Raw genomic sequence first — 16,943 nt, 5'->3', positions numbered from 1 at the left:
AATCTAGGCTACCTTACCGCAAATTTTTTGATCCGCAAATAAAAAACTTGATGTTCATCACAGATTATTTTGCCAATTTTCTTTACGATCAAGACGTGGTACAAGTTGAATATAGGGGGACTTATGTGGAAATCAATTTCTCAAGTTTTAGCCGAACATCTTGGTGCGTATTATTTTATCAAGCAAAAACGTAAAGTGCATACGGGCGAAATGCACGAAGCTTGGATTATCGATGATGGCATCCAGCCCGTTTTTGTCAAAATCAATACAAAATCCTACCGCTCTATGTTTCGCGCCGAAGCGGATCAATTGGCGTTGCTAGCCAAAACGGGCTGTGTTCAAGTACCGCAAGTTTACGGTGTAGGCTGTTCGCCAAACCACAGTTTTTTACTGTTAGAAGCCCTTCCTTTCACCTCCCCTACTGAACAAAGTATGGCACAATTCGCGCCCCAATTAGCTCAACTTCACCAATGGGGAAACGTTGAGCATTACGGATTTGATTTCGATACTTGGCTTGGGCCAGTGTATCAACCAAATGGGTGGTCAGATAATTGGGCAACCTTTTTTAGCGAACAGCGTATTGGCTGGCAATTACAGATCTGTAAAGAAAAAGGCTTAGACTTTGCAGATATTGATAAGTTGGTTGCCCTTGTTGCCAAACGTTTAGCCAAACATCAACCAAAGCCTGCGCTATTACACGGTAATCTTTGGATTGAAAATTGTGCAACAGTAACTGGCAAGCCTTTTACTTACGATCCAGCTTGCTACTGGGGCGATCACGAATGCGATCTCGCATTTAGCGAATTGTTTCAACCATTCCCAGAAAAATTCTACCAAAATTATCACCGCACTTTACCTATTGATGAGGGCTATGCACAACGTAAACCGCTTTATCAGCTTTATTATTTATTAAATTTTAGCCATCGTTTTTCAGGTCATTACATAAATTTAACGAAACAATATCTCCAGCGATTATACGTCAATTAAAATAAGAAAAAGAGCAAATACTCAGCTCATCAGCTCTCTAAAACATTAAGGTGTACTGTTTTCTATTTTCTAGAAAACATGCTATTCATACAAAATAATCTTTTATTTATCCATGGATATATATGGCTATAACCTTAATAAGAATATTAAGCATAACCTATTGAATTTATTTAAGTTAATAAAATAATTATTATTTCTGGTCAGACAAGATAAAGTATTGACTTTCCCACATAAAAGAGTAATCTAACAAACGAGTTAGGTTGTTATTAACTCATGTTTAACAATAAATCCAAAAAAATAATAACAAAGGAGTTCATTATGAAACTTAAATCTAAATTAATGTTAGGTGCTATCGCAGCCCTATTATCTTCACAGGTTATCGCTTCAGCTGGCCAACCAGTTCCAGTTGATCCAAGTGAATATAATGGTGTTGGTTGTACAAAAGAATACGACCCAACTCCATATAAGAAAAAAGATGGTACAATTGTTACCGCCCCAAATCGTTGTGTTGCTGCTAAATGGGCTTCTGAAGGTTTATAATTAAAAAATAGAATTTTAGCCTTGCTTATAAAGCAAGGCTTTTTGTTCTCTGAATAAAGGTTATATGGATAACTACTTAGAAAAAATTCTTCGTTCATCAATTATCGTTACTTTTCTAATCGGAATTGGTTGGTCTGTAGCCTATTCCTATGGCTGGGCACAATCTTTTTATTATCAATTTCCCTGGGAACTTGTGGAAGTAGGCATTCCAAATATAGCAAGAAGTTTAGGGTATGTCTTATTTATTTCTATAATTATTTCTTTTGTCTATATTGTTGGTTTGTATATTATTAGAAAAGCAAAAGATCATTTTTCTGATAGATTTATGAACCGCTTACGTGTTTTTATTATCTTCACGGCACTCTCTTCCCCTATTGTTTTACAAGCAATCTTACTAATACAACATGTCAGTGCTGTATTACTAATCAGTTATACATTAATTGCAATTACAATTCCACTATTTGTAAAGCTTAAATATCAAAGTATAAGCCCACAAAATCTTAATAGACTGATCAAAAGAAAGAAGCTAAATCCAATTTATATTATGCTCTTTATATACCTATACTTTATTGTTTCTGCATTTACTATTGGATATTTCAGACCAGCTTTTAAACACGAATATGCATCTCTAGAAATTGAACATCAAAAGTACTATATTCTTGCCAAAAGTAATAATTTTTTTGTGTTATCTAAAAATATTAGCACTAACAATAATATATTTTTTACTTATCCTTGTATAGAAAAACCAATTACTATTTGCAAATTTGAGGTTGAAAAATTGAGTGTAATTAAATGATAGATATTTTATAAAATGATCTTTTAGAGTAAAAAATAGTCTTTCTAAAATTTCTTTCTATTCAATTATATTTTTAATATTTGACGAATTCTATGCTAAGTACTTTTTCAGTGTAACGGACAAATAGTTGCTAATAATTATTTTTTAGATTGTTAGCGACTATTTCGTTTAAAAAAATCATTCATAAACATAATATTACATTTTTTCAATCAGTTATAATTTATCAACGCACTCTTTAATTCATTAAATAATCCTTATAATCTATTTGTTGTCTTTTCAATATTTAATTCAAGATGCTCTTTAGAGATAAATGCTTATTTCTCGTAATATTTAAGATTAGCATAATTCACACTCTTACTCTTTTTTATGTTTATAAGGAAATTACCTTTGTCAGCTGATTTAGCTGAACGTTCTTCTAAATTATCTTTATACTTTGAACACCAATAAGGTAAATTGGGGTAAAACGCATTGTTCTTACTTTCTTTTAGAGTTTTAACCAGAATTCTAAGCCCTTGCTACCAGCAACAAATTTATGTTTTTCCTCTGTTTTCTCATTACCAGTGCAACCAAATAGAATTGATACATATAAGATAAAACATAAAGTAAATGAATAATACTGTATTAGTAACTCCTTGAGTATCTGCCAGTAAAGTTAGATAATTCTTTCATTTTTTAACTTTAATCAACTATATTTAACAACTGGCTACCTCATTTCATACTTAAAAAACTATATAGCTAACGTTAATAATACATCTAATGCAATATTTTTATAGTCATCTAAACTAAAAATAATACGCTCTTACCAACACCTTTATGTGCTAGCTGTAAACAGCGGTTGCTGCACATTGCCTTATTTTCATTTCAAACGCCTATATCACTAATCTTCATATAATTCTTATAAAAAAATCCTTCCCTAAAAGGGAAGGATTCTTATGAGATAAATAATTATCTTAGAAAATTACCATTGATAACCAACACCTACAGAGCCACCAAAGTCTCCGCGAGTATTTGCATTACCGGTTAATTTCAAGATAACTTTACCATTATCACTTGCTCTTGAGTAACCAACAGCAATAGCACCTTGTCCTTTATAAGTACCTGCCGCTGCAGCTACCATTGATTTACCAGGCATATAAACCTGTGGTAAACCAGCTGTCGCAGTTGCTCCTGCAATACCTGCACGAAGGTCTTTATTAAGTTTATTGATGTTATTGTTAATGTTACCAACAGCACCTTTTAACTGTCTTACATTTACAGCATCAGTATCATCTTTACCATCTGCTACATGAGTAATACGGTTACCGCCGTTATTTAGGCCATTAGTTGTCAAACTTACTGTACTGTTATTACCAGCTGCATTTGGACCGCTAATTGTTACACCATTACCTTGAACAGTTGTAGAGTTTCCAGCTGCATCTGTCGTAGTGACGGAATTTAGACCTTTAAGATCCTTAGCAAGTTTAACTGTTAGCTTAGCATTCTTACCATCTTGTTTTGCAACAACACCAATGTTGTTATCAGTAAGATCTTCTGCATTAGTTACACCACCCACAATTTGAGTTGTGTTATTTAATGTCATTTGAGCATTACCAACATCGCCTTGGTATTTGATGCCATCATTTAAGGTAGCTACTTGTTCAGTATTACCATCTGGTTTAGTGTAAACAATACGAGTTTTGGTCTCGCCATCTTTACCATCATTACCAGCCAGTCCTTTTTCGCCTTGTGCAACAGTTACACCAGCATTTGAACCATCTTTACCAGCAATACCGATAGAACCATCTTTGCCATTAATTGCAATACCTGGAGCACCATCTTTTCCTGGAACACCATCTTTGCCACCAACAACAATTGAGCCGCCATCAGCGCCATTGATTGCTACAGCATCTTTTCCATCAGCACCTTTCACACCAATAGAGCCAGGTTTACCATCTTTACCACCAATAGATACTTCACTATTTAAGGCAAATTGGATCTCATTGTCTTTTACAGTTGTAATGATATTTTTATTAGGATCAGTAAATTTAACTGTTTCTCCTAATCTTACATTATCATCACCACCCTTATCTGCTGCAATGTTAAAGCCTTTATTAACTAATGCATCTGCTGTGTTGTGTAGATCACTTACATTAACTGCATTATTAGCTACTTTACTTCCATCTTTACCTGCTTCTGCAAGTTGATCTAAGAAGTTCGCTTTGTCAGCAGGAACAGCCTTACCATCTACAGTTGGACTAATGTCTCCAATAGATGTACCTACATTCGCTAATTTAGTCGGAGAAGTAGTTGAACCATCGCCACTATTCATTGATGCAATAATATCACCAGCTTCAACTTTTGTACCACTACCATCTGGCTTAGTATTAAATGAACCATCTGCCTGTTTATACACTTTATCACCATCTTTATTGGTATAAACCACTGGTAATTGTGCATTCTCAACCACTTTTTGAGAGTTCACTTTCAAGTCATAGTGAATATGACCATCTTCTGGTTGAGGCTGAGGACGACTTACATCAATTGTACCATCAGAAGATTCAACTGTTGTTGTCGCTGCCGCAGCAGCTTCTTTTAACTGCTTCACATTAACAGCATCAGTATCATCTGTCCCCTCCGCAACATTGGTAATTTTATTATCACCATTGCTTAAACCATTTTCAGTTAAACTTACATTTGGTTTAGTTGGATTAGAATTAGTAATAGTAATGCCATCTTTATTAATGACTGTGTTATCACCATCCTTACCGAATGTAGCAGAATCTAGGTCTGTCAGATCTTTAGCCATTTTCACAACTAAAGCACCATCTTCCACATCAACACGGGTATTCGCATCCGTTGCTTTTGCATTATTATCTAAACCACCTTTAATTTGTAAGGTTTCATTTAGTTTTTTCGCAACAGTGTCGGTACCATTACCCTGGAAGATTAAGCCATCATTCAAGGTTGCAACTTCTTCTTTTTCACCATTTGGTTTTTCATAAACGATACGAGTTTTGCTTTCGCCATCTTTACCGTCATTACCATCTAGGCCTTTTGCACCTTTCTCGACCTTAATGCTTGCTTGACCATCTTTACCGTCAGCACCATCTTTGCCGTTTACGCCATCAACACCATTAAAGACAATTGCATCTTTAGTGATTGTTGTGCCATCACGACCATCAGCACCTTTGACTCCGATAGTTCCATCTTTGCCATCTTTACCACTAACGCGAACGTCACCTTCTAAAGCAACGGTTAATGATTTATCATTTGCATCGGCTGTAACAGTAACACCATCTTTACCTTTAATTTGAATTTGTTCACCTAATTCTTGGGTAACTGGATTACCGTTATCATCAGTTAAACCAAATCCTTTTTGCGTTAAATTTTCAGTTAGTGCATTTGCCGTATTATGTAAGTCACTTACATTTACAGCGCTATTTGGCTTACTTTCAGCTGCTTTTTCTAATGCTTTTGTGAAATCTTCACCATTTTGAGGAGCAATCACACTTTTCACATTATCCAAAGTTTGTGGAGTCGCTGAACCATCTTGTGCTACTAATGATGTACCTGCTGGAGTAGCTGGCTGTGCACCTTCTTTTGGCAAGCCATTTTCTAAATCGCTTGCTTTATAGAATGTATCACCTACTTTCACTAATGGATTACCTTGTTCATCAGTATAAACAACTGGTAAACCTGTTACATCAATATGGTAAGAATGAACGCCATCCTTGCTTGTAATAGTAGAAACTTTTGTATTCGCACCATCAACAACTTGAACAGTTTCACCTAATTTAACAGTTTGTGCATTACCGTTATTAGTTTGTAATTTCCAACCTGTCTTAGTTAAATTATCAGAAACATTTTTCAAATCACCGATATTAGCTGCGTTAGTTAATGTAGGATCATTATTTTCTAATAAAGAAATATCTTTATCTCCCAAACCACTCGCAACATTTGTGATTTGATTTCCACCATTATTTAAGCCATCTTTCGTCAAGCTTACCGTTTCTTCTGGCGTACCGTTATTGATAGTCATACCATTATTAGTAATCGTCGTAACCGGATTATCTGATGTTGGATTTTCTGGGTTACCAAATGTTGCACTAGTTAAATCTCTTAATGCCTGCGCCATTTGAATTACTAATTGACCATTGATGCTATCTACACGTAAATTTTTATCTGTTACTGCAGCATCGGACTCTAAACCACCATTCTCACTTGCTTTTCCAGATAGTTTTAACGTGGTATTTAGTTTCTTATCAATGGTTTCACCAGTATCACCTTCAAAACGTAAACCATCGTTTAATGTTGCAACTTCTTCTTTTTCGCCATTTGGTTTTTCATAAACGATACGAGTTTTGCTTTCGCCATCTTTACCGTCATTACCATCTAGGCCTTTTGCTCCTTTCTCGACCTTAATGCTTGCTTGACCATCTTTACCGTCAGCACCATCTTTGCCGTTTACGCCATCAACACCATTAAAGACAATTGCATCTTTAGTGATTGTTGTACCATCACGACCATCAGCACCTTTGACTCCGATAGTTCCATCTTTGCCATCTTTACCGCTTACACGAACATCACCAGAAAGTGAAACTTCTAGGCGGCGGCCGTCTTGCTCTGCATCTTTAGCCGTTACTGTTACGCCATCAACACCTTTAATTTGGATTTGTTTACCTAATTCTTGAGTAACTTTATTACCGCTATCATCAGTTAAACCAAATCCTTTAGCTGTTAAAGCATCTGAAGTATTTTTCAGATCACTTACATTGACAGCACTGTTTGGTTTGCTGTCAACAGCTTCGTTTAATACTGTTGAGAAATCTTTATCCTCAGTCGGAGTTTCAATTACACTCTTCACATTATCCAATGTTTGAGGCGTAGCAGTACCATCTTTAGAAACTAAAGTCGTTCCTGTTGGTGTCGCTTCTGGTGCATCTTGGTTAACCACACCATCTGTAACATCACTAGCTTTATAGAATTTATCACCTACTTTCACTAACGGTTTTCCGTCTGCATCGGTATAAGCAACTGGTAAACCTGTTACATCAACGTGGAATGTGTGTTTGCCATTAGCATCAGTGACTGTTGAAACTTTGGTATTTGCACCATCAACCACTTGAACAGTTTCACCTAATTTAACTGTGCTTTCAGTACCATCATTAGTTTGTAACTTCCAACCAGTATCCGTTAAGTTTTTAGAAACATTCTGCAAATCACCAATATTAGCAACATTTTTCAATGTATCGCCTTTAGCGTTTTCAAGTTTAGTATCACCTAAACCACTCTCAACGCCCGTGATTTGACCAGCAGGATTATTAATCACAATCTGGTTACCTGCAGCATTTTGTGTGGTAATTGCACCTGTTGAACCATCTACATTGACACCTGGTTTATTTTCTACACCTTTATTATCAACAGGATTATTACCAAACACCGCGCTGGTTAAATCTGTCAGCTCTTTAGCCATTTTCACAACTAAATTACCTTCATCATCAACATCAACTCGGGTATTTGCATCCGTTACATCTTTATCTTCGGCTAATCCACCTTTAACAGTTAAAGTTTCGTTAAGTTTTTTCTCAACAACTTTGTCACCGTTACCTTTGAATTTTAAGCCATCATTTAAGGTTGCAACAGTCTCTTTGTCACCATTTGGTTTTTCGTAAACGATACGAGTTTTGCTTTCGCCATCTTTGCCATCATTGCCAGCAAGTCCAGGCTCGCCTTTCTCTACTTTTACGCTTACTTGACCATTTTGTCCATCGGTACCATCTTTGCCGTCCACACCATCAACACCGTTGAATACGATTGCATCTGGTTTCACAACAACAGATTTACCATCTGCACCATCTTTACCATTGGTTACAGTAACCTCTTTAAACTCCGGTGCTTCTGCTACTTGAACTTCAATTTTACCGTTATTCACAACAGTACGAACATTTTTCGCGGTAGTAGTTACAGCATCTTCAGCCCCACCAACAACTTCAACTGTTTCACCAAGTTTTTTGGTTACAGCGTTACCGTCTTGTGCGGTTAAACCAAAACCTTTATTAGTTAATGCATCAGCAGTGTTTTTCAAATCACTTACATTTACAGCATTGTTCGCATTTGCTGTATTTGCAGCATCTAATTTATCAAGATAAGTATCGCCTTTTTGATCTGCAATGCTTGAACCAACATTAGCTAACTTAGTTGGTGTAGAAGTTGAACCGTCACCACTATTCATAGAAGCAATAACATCAGCTGCTTCAACACGTTTACCCTGACCATCTGCCTGAGTATTAAACGAACCATCTGCTTGTTTATATAATTTATTGCCTTCAGCATCTGTATAAACAACTGGTAATTGAGCACCTTCTACAATTTTTTGTTTATCAACAGTTAAATCATAATTTGTATGCCCATCTTTTTCGGTTGTTTCTCCTACCAGAATAGAGTTATCACTAGAAGTTACTGTCGTTCTAGCTTTTTTCACATCAGCAATATTTGCAGCATTAGTTAATGTATCACCCGTTGCATCTTCAAGAGCAGTATCACCTAAACCACTTGCAACATTAGTGATCTGATTATTACCATTATCTAAGCCTTCATTGCTTAATTTAACGGTATCATTAGGTCCACCGATGAAACTGGTTTCAGTTGCTGTTCTTAGCGCAACATTACCATTATCATTAGTTGAAGTAATTGCTCCTCCTGTAACTTCTGTACTATTACCACTTACATCAATAAACTCCGCAGAAGTCAGGTTACTTAAATTTTTAGCTAACTTCACTGTTAATTTGGCATTATCACCATCTTGTAAAGCAACTACACCAATATTATCATCTGAAAGGTTATCAGCATCAGTTACCCCACCAACAACTGTCGTTACTTTATTTAAAGTAATTGCAGCGTTACCAATGTCACCAGCATATTTAATACCATCATTTAAAGTCGCAACTTCTTCATCATTTACGATAAGACGCGGCTTACCATCGGTACCATTAACACCAGGCTGTCCTTGCTTAACTGTAACACTACCATTCGAACCATCTTTTCCAGTTAAACCAATTGAACCATCTTTACCATTAACGGCTACACCAGGTTTTCCATCTTTGCCACCAACAACAATCGAACCACCATCAGCGCCATTAATAGCAACGGCATCTTGTCCATCTGCGCCTTTAATGCCAATTGAACCAGGTTGCCCATCTTTACCACCTACAGATAGATTGTTACCTAAACCAATATTTAAGGCTTTATTCTCCGCATCCGCAGTTACAGTTATTCCATCGGTACCCTTAAGTTGGATTTGTTTGCCTAATTCTTGAGTAACTTTACTGTCCTTATCATCAGATAAAGCAAAACCTTTAGTGGTTAAATTATCTGAAACATTTTTCAAATCACCAATATTAGCAGCATTAGTCTCATTTTCAGGTGTATTAATATCTCCACCACTTGCGACATTAGTGATCTGATTACCACCATTATTTAAGCCGTTATCAGTTAAGCTAACCGTCTTAGCAGGATCATTTACACCGCTACCATTATCTTTGTTGATAGTTACACCATCTTTATTGATAACTGTTTTATCTGCATCGGATGCACCAAAGGTCGCATTAGTAAGATCAGCAAGCTCTTTAGCTAATTTAACGGTAATAGAACCATCTGCAGCACCAACTGTACCAATGTTATTATCAGAGAGCTTACTTGCATCAGCGCCACCTTTCACAGATAAAATCTGATCAGGGTTACGTAATACAGTAACATCTGAGTTATCACCTTGATATTGGTTATTTGTGGTATGGATTGCATTATAAACATCACCGCCATTTACAATCTGAGTACCGCCTTTCGTAACATACTCAACATCACCACCTTTCGCAGTGCTATCACTATTCGTTACAGTACCTTTATCAAAATCAGGTGTCATTGATGTAGCAATCGTAATATTGCGGCCATCTTGAGTTACTGCAATATTTTTACCAGCTTTAACAGTTACAACATCATCTGTTTGTACCGCTGTTTCAACAGAACCAGTTACAGAGCCACCATCAGCTGCAGTAGTCAGTTTCCAACCTTTTTTCAACTGAGTGATATCATTGGTATTTGTATTGGCTTTATCATCAACAGATTTCACTGCTGCCTCTGTAGCTGCGCGATTTGCATTGTCACCAATACCATAATCAGCTTTATTAGCGGTAGGATTACGAGCATCTAAACCAGCAACTTTTCCATTAGTTACAGTTGTACCACCGACAGTCAATCCACTATTATTTAATGTAGATGCCCCAGTAGTAACACTACCACTATCAGTTAAATTTAATTGTTTAGCTAATTCAATTTGTAATTTGCCATCAGCTACTTTAGTTGAAATATTTGAATCAGCACCAACCACTTCAATAGTATTGTTAAGGTTTTTCTTAACTTCTTTGTTATCTTGTGCTTTTAATCCAAAGGTAGAAGCGGCCAATTTATCATCAACAGATTTCACCGCACTTTCAGTTGCGGCACGCCCAGCATTTACGCCTGTACCATAATCTGTACTGCTCGTATTACGTTCCTCTAAACCTGTAACTTTACCGCCTTCAACTTTTGTAGTTTTACCATTATTGGTAACAGTAACCCCATCGGTATTCATTGATGTATTGCCTGTGGTTACAGAATCGAAAACTACGTTAGATTTAGTAGCAACAGAAATTGTATTACCCTTCTGAGTAATACTAATGTTTTTACCAGCATCAACAGTTACTGTTTCATCAGCTAATACAGATTTAACCTCTGTACCACTAACTTCACCACCTTCAGATGCGGTAGTTGTAACCTTCCAACCTTTTTTCAACTGGGTAATATCGTTAGTATTAGTTGTAATATTTGTTGCATTTTGATTTGCTTTATCATCAACAGATTTTACAGCAGCTTCTGTCGCAGCACGATTTGCATTATCACCAACACCATAATTATCACTACTAGGATCACGAGCTTCTAATCCCGTAACTTTTCCGCTTTCAAGTTTCGTTGTTTGATTTCCATTTGTAACGGTAACGCCATCATTATTAATTGTAGTATTACCAAATACTGCACTTGTTAAACCAGTTAATTCTTTTGATAATTTAACTGTTAATGTGTCAGTACCATTTGAAACAACACCAATATTGTTATCAGAAAGCTTATTCTTATCGGTTACACCACCTTTAACATTGGTAACATCACCTAGCTGACGAGTAAACTCATTTGTAGTATTTGCAGCAACATCACCAGCATATTTAGTGCCTTTAGCAATATTAGTTGCATTTGTTGTCGCTTTATCATCAACAGCTTTCACCGCACTTTCAGTTGCGGCACGGCCAGCATTTTCACCAGTACCATAGTTAACGCTATTTGTATCGCGTTCTTCTAAACCTGTAACTTTACCGCCTTCAACTTTTGTAGTTTTACCATTATTAGTAACCGTAACTCCATCGGTATTCATTGAGGTATTACCCGTTGTTACAGTATTTGCAGTTACGCTATTTAAATTAACATCATCTTTAGTTGCAATACTAATCTTGCCTTGAGATTGAGTTAACTTAATATTTTTACCTGCGTCAAAGGTCAACGTTTCACCAGGTTGAATAGCATCTTCGATTTTTCCTGATTGCTCACCACCAGTAGATGCAGATACCGTTGCTTTCCAACCTTGGTTCACATGCTTGATTGCCTCTTCAATGGTATTTTTATTTGTACCACCAATATTAGACATTGTGATATTGCCTGCATTGTCAACATTTGCATTACCACCTAAAACATTTTTAACACTATTCGCAACATTATTAACCACATTATTTGTTGCATAAAGCTGTGAACCATTGATTGCATCTGTTGAAGTTGCAGAAATTTCACCTGCGGCAACATTTTGGATACGGCGTTCATTTCCAGCTGCTCCAACGGTTACTACACCGTGAGCTTGAGCCCCGGCAAAACCACCATAAGTGATTGCACCAACAGTTGCATTAGTTACTGTACCGCCATCACCTGCAGTTGTCGTATTTCCATCTGAACCATCTTTTTTCTTATTTTTAGACCCTACTGTATTGCCAGCAGCTGCTCGGCTACTTGAACCGATATAAGCAGAGTTAGCAACCCCAGCAGTAATATCATTACCTAAAATCTGAACATTGGAAGTTTGTATTGTGTTATGGTTACCAATCACACGGATACTATCATTAGCGCCTTCTGCAAAAGTATTATCATTACCAAAGACTCCAGAATTACTAGCAGCGATAGTGCCATTATTATTACCTAAAGAATAAGTACCGTCACCACTAATTGTTGTAGGATCACCAATTGCACCAGAGTTATTTCCGCTTACGACGTTTCCTGTACCAATAGAAATGGCATTAGCTCCTTGTGCTTGGGCTCCAGCACCAATAGCAATAGAGCTATCTCCTGTCGCTTTAGCTGCTGTACCAAGTGCAGAAGCATTTCTACCAGCAAGAGACTGACGACCAATCGCAGTAGCAGCCTCTGCAGAAGCGTTTGCATGATTACCAAACGCAGAAGATGCTGTTGCCAAAGCATTTGCATAAGAACCTACCGCAGTAGCGCCATTGCCTGTAGATTTAGCTTCTCCACCAAGCGCAATACCTCCCACGGTATTTGCTAAAGACTTAGTACCAATCGCAATAGTATTTAACTGTTCACTTGTATTACCCGCAACAGCCTCTGTACCGATAGCAATACTTCCCGTTCCTGCCGCATTTGATAAGGTACCTTGGGCAATAGCGTTGGCTTTACTTGCACTCGCTTTTGTACCAATAGAAATAGAAGATACACCCGTTGCTTTTGTTGCGTTTTCTAAGGAATAATTAGAATCATCACCATTACTATTTAGTGTATTTGTCGGGGTATCACGTCCACCAATCGCAATAGCACCTTTTGCATTCGCGGTAGCTGAAGAACCAACTGCAACAGTGCTAATAGCATTAGCTGCAGCTGTTGTACCCATAGCAACACCTAAATTATCTGAATAAGCTTGGCGACCTACAGCAACTGAGGAATTAGAAGCATAGCTTGTTGTACCGACTGCAACCCCAGAAGAATTAGCCTTGGACTGCAAACCAACAGCAACAGAAACTGTATTAGCAATAGCACCTCCGCCCAATGCAACAGAACCTTCGGTCGCTGATGACTGATCACCAACAGATAAAGTACCGAATCCTTCTGAGACACCATACATATTTTCAGTATGAGAGCCTGATGACATAATCCCTGGATGTCCATTCTGCCCTCTAATTCCAGCTAAAATACGATCATTACTTTTAGAGCTTGCTTTATTACCAATAGCAATATTGCCTATATAATCGCTTATGGAGTCAGAACCAATAGCAATTGCATTACTTAAATTCGTATCTTGTTGAGAGGTAGTGCTTTTTTCTACTCTTGCATTAGCTCCAATCGCAATTGATTTATTTCCTCCCGCTCGAGCTACAGACCCCACGGCCACAGAGGAGTCACCATCAGCTTTTGTACTAGTCGAATCTGTATATGTAGTCATTCCGACTTGATAACCAGAACTTCCGCCTGAAACCATCTCAATTTCGGCATTTGCACTACCAATAGCAACTGAACGATTACCTGTTGCGGTAGCTGATTGTCCCATTGCGATGCCACCAGTTCCTTTAGCATAAGCTGCAGTACCAATTGCCATCGACATGTCCCCTGCTGCCGAAGCTTGGCGCATCACCGCTAAAGAATTGAATGCTGCGGCACGCGCTGCTGTTCCTAAAGCAATCGCACCGATATCACTCGCATGAGTAAAAGAGCCTAAGGCAATAGACATACCACCTTCTGCAGTTGCATAATTACCAATTGCAATCCCTGAAGATGCAACCCCACCATTCGTTCTGCTTTGTCCAGCTTTACTAATTGTATTAGCAAAATTACCAATCGCAATACCACTTTGAGTCATACCAGTATTTTCAGTATATAATTTAGATCCACCTGAACCTGTAGCCGCAGTAGAAAGAGTAGTATCATCTGGCGTTGCAAAAGTCATATTACCAGGGGTTCTATAATTTAAAGGCTGAATTTTAGGATCATCGCTTGCCTGTGCCTTACGTCTAACTGTTGTGCCAGATGAATCACCGCCTATAACACCTGTATCAACATTATGTACTGTGCCATCTTCATCTGTATAGTTAAATGCCACATACGCATTTGCGGCTGTAGGCAATGCAAGAAGCACACTGAGAGAAAGAGAATTTAAAAAGAAACTTTTTAAGGTTTTTGATGTCTTTTTAACAGAACCAACGATTGTTGTCGGTTTGCCATGACGAGAGGCTAATTCGGAAACAACCACCCACGTCTGTAGGGACTGATTCCAGACGATACGAAATATTTTGTTCATACTAAAAATCCTAAATGGAAATTAAAAAATAAAAATTAACCAACATGATTAACTGGCTAACTACTTTAAAACTCAACAATAGAGTGATACCCTAGCCTAGAGTAAATCGATTAAATAGTATCAATTAAATAGAAAATTCTCAAATTTTTTTATGTAATCTTTTGTAAATTTAAAAACACATTCCTTTTAGGATATTCCTAATCATTCTGGGAAAATGAACTTTGATCTCTATCAACTAAAGAAACTCGTTTCAGAATATTCCTGCTCTTTTTCTTGCCAAATTCCTAAATGTGAGGATAATAGAGAGAAATAAGAATAACTTTTATTTAGATTAGAGGATAAAAATGGGGCTTTTGCGTTACTATCGTTATCTATTATGTTTAGCTTTGATCTTTTTCACTTCTTTCTCCTCGGCATCTGAAAACTATCAACAATGGATTCAAGACATCGAAAATCGTCTTGATAAAACCGCTCAGCTTTACCAAGAAAAGCAAATTGATGACGCGCGCAGTGAAGTGCAAATGGCTTATTTTGAAGTGTTTGAAAATTTAGAAGGGCCAATTCGCATTAACTTTTCTGCGCAAAAAAGTTACCAAATGGAAGCCACTTTTGGTGAAATCCGTAAAATGATCGGTGAAGGTAAACCCTTGTCTGAAGTGCAGAATAAAATCAGCCAACTAAAACAAGATCTGCAATTCGTCTTGCCTGTTTTAGAACAAGGTCATCAGCTCAACGCCTCTAATCAGCACGATGTTTATCAGCATAATGAGATTGATCCTTATTGGCAGGAAAGTTTTAGAACCATTGATGATCTGCTCGCACAAGCCATCAGCACGTACCAAAAAGGTGATCTTGCCCAAGCGAAAAAACTTATTCAGCAAGCCCAATACGATGGCTATAAAAACAGCGAAATGGAAATGTCCATTCGTAAAAATCGTTCTGCTGCTATTTCTGCGAGTATTAATCAGCAATTTTACGATCTCATCAAATTAAGTGAACAGCCTGAACAAATTAATGCTTTGGGTTACCAAATCACCACCTTATTACAAGATATAGAAGAACAACTTCCTCAACTTCCAATCACAAAAACAGCGCAAGCTACAAATCAAAGTGCGGTGCAAAATTCGCAAGATCTTTCTGATAATCAAAATTGGGCAGACGTGGCAAGCCAAGTTAATCAAGGTATTACCAATGCCATTGCCTTATTTGAAAAGGGAGAAAGTAAAAAAGCCATTCTTGCTGTGCAAGACACTTATTTTGATATTTTTGAAAACAGTGGAATGGAAAATAAAATAGGCTCTCGTGATAGTCATTTCAAAACCGAAATTGAGGGCTATTTTACCCGTTTAGTCAGCTTGATGAAAGCCAATCAGCCTGCACAACAGCTTCATCAACAAGCAGAAGGTTTAGCGCAAAACTTAACTAGAGCTGTGGAAATGTTGCAAGGTAATCAGCAAAGCGATTGGACAATGTTTCTTTACAGTTTCTTGATTATGCTTCGTGAGGGCTTAGAAGCCTTATTGATTGTCGCGGCCATTGTGGCTTATTTAGTTAAAAATAATCATCAAGATAAATTGCCTGTGATTAAACAATCCGTTTACGTTGCCTTAACTGCAAGTGTCATCACCGCTGCGATTTTCCAATTGGTCTTTTCTAATTCGGGTGCAAGTCGAGAATTACTTGAAGGCTTTACGATGATGATTGCAGTAATAATGCTATTTATGATGAGTTATTGGCTACTTTCCAAAGTTGAAGCGCAAAATTGGAAACGCTATTTAGAGGGGAAACTCTCCGCCGCTCTCACCACGGGATCACTTATCGGTTTGTGGATCACCAGTTTTCTTGCGGTTTATCGCGAAGGTGCGGAGACCGTATTGTTTTATTATGCGTTGGCGGGGGATGCCACTAACGCAATGAGCTATGTCTATTTATTTGCAGGCATTGTCGCAGGCATTGTGGTGCTTGCTATTTGCTATGTCATTATGCGTTATTCTGTCGTTAAATTACCGCTTAAACCGTTCTTTATGTTTACGGGATCTTTTATGTATTTAATGGCATTTATTTTCGCAGGAAAATCGGTACTAGAACTGATTGAAGGAAAACTGTTTGAGCCAACGCTGGTTGCCAATGTGCCAGAAATTTCGTGGCTCGGCATTTATCCTTATGTTGAAACCCTAACGCCTCAGGCTATTTTACTTATCGCCGCCGTTTTTGCTTTATTCTATATGAAATATCAAAGCAAAAAACAGGCTTAATGTTGATTTTAAC

The 16,943-nt window shown here is 37.4% G+C and carries 5 protein-coding genes; 4 read left to right on the top strand and 1 reads right to left on the bottom strand.

From position 1 onward, the window contains the following. The first annotated feature begins 123 nt into the window (after window positions 1-123). The 3 genes from L4F91_RS04065 (at window position 124) to L4F91_RS04055 (ending at window position 2,323) form a co-directional block, all read left to right on the top strand. Complete coding sequence (locus L4F91_RS04065; protein ID WP_395897440.1) at window positions 124-987, top strand: fructosamine kinase family protein; 864 nt, start codon at window positions 124-126, stop codon at window positions 985-987. Between the two features lie 318 nt (window positions 988-1,305). Further along, on the top strand, window positions 1,306-1,527 hold the full coding sequence (locus tag L4F91_RS04060) for a hypothetical protein (protein WP_250350494.1): 222 nt from the start codon (window positions 1,306-1,308) through the stop codon (window positions 1,525-1,527). Between the two features lie 64 nt (window positions 1,528-1,591). Further along, window positions 1,592-2,323, top strand: a complete 732-nt coding sequence (locus L4F91_RS04055; RefSeq protein ID WP_395897438.1) for a hypothetical protein — start codon at window positions 1,592-1,594, stop codon at window positions 2,321-2,323. A gap of 958 nt (window positions 2,324-3,281) precedes the next feature. On the opposite strand, the gene L4F91_RS04050 is transcribed toward L4F91_RS04055, so the two are convergent. After that, complete coding sequence (locus L4F91_RS04050; protein ID WP_395897436.1) at window positions 3,282-14,675, bottom strand: YadA-like family protein; 11,394 nt, start codon at window positions 14,673-14,675, stop codon at window positions 3,282-3,284. Window positions 14,676-15,019: 344 nt separating this feature from the next. On the opposite strand from L4F91_RS04050, the gene L4F91_RS04045 reads away from it, so the two are divergent. Further along, window positions 15,020-16,930, top strand: a complete 1,911-nt coding sequence (locus tag L4F91_RS04045) for an FTR1 family protein (RefSeq protein ID WP_395897434.1) — start codon at window positions 15,020-15,022, stop codon at window positions 16,928-16,930. Window positions 16,931-16,943 lie beyond the last annotated feature (13 nt).

The organism is Avibacterium sp. 20-126, from assembly GCF_044358625.1.
GTDB lineage: Bacteria > Pseudomonadota > Gammaproteobacteria > Enterobacterales > Pasteurellaceae > Avibacterium.
This window is presented reverse-complemented; position numbering and strand designations above follow the sequence as displayed.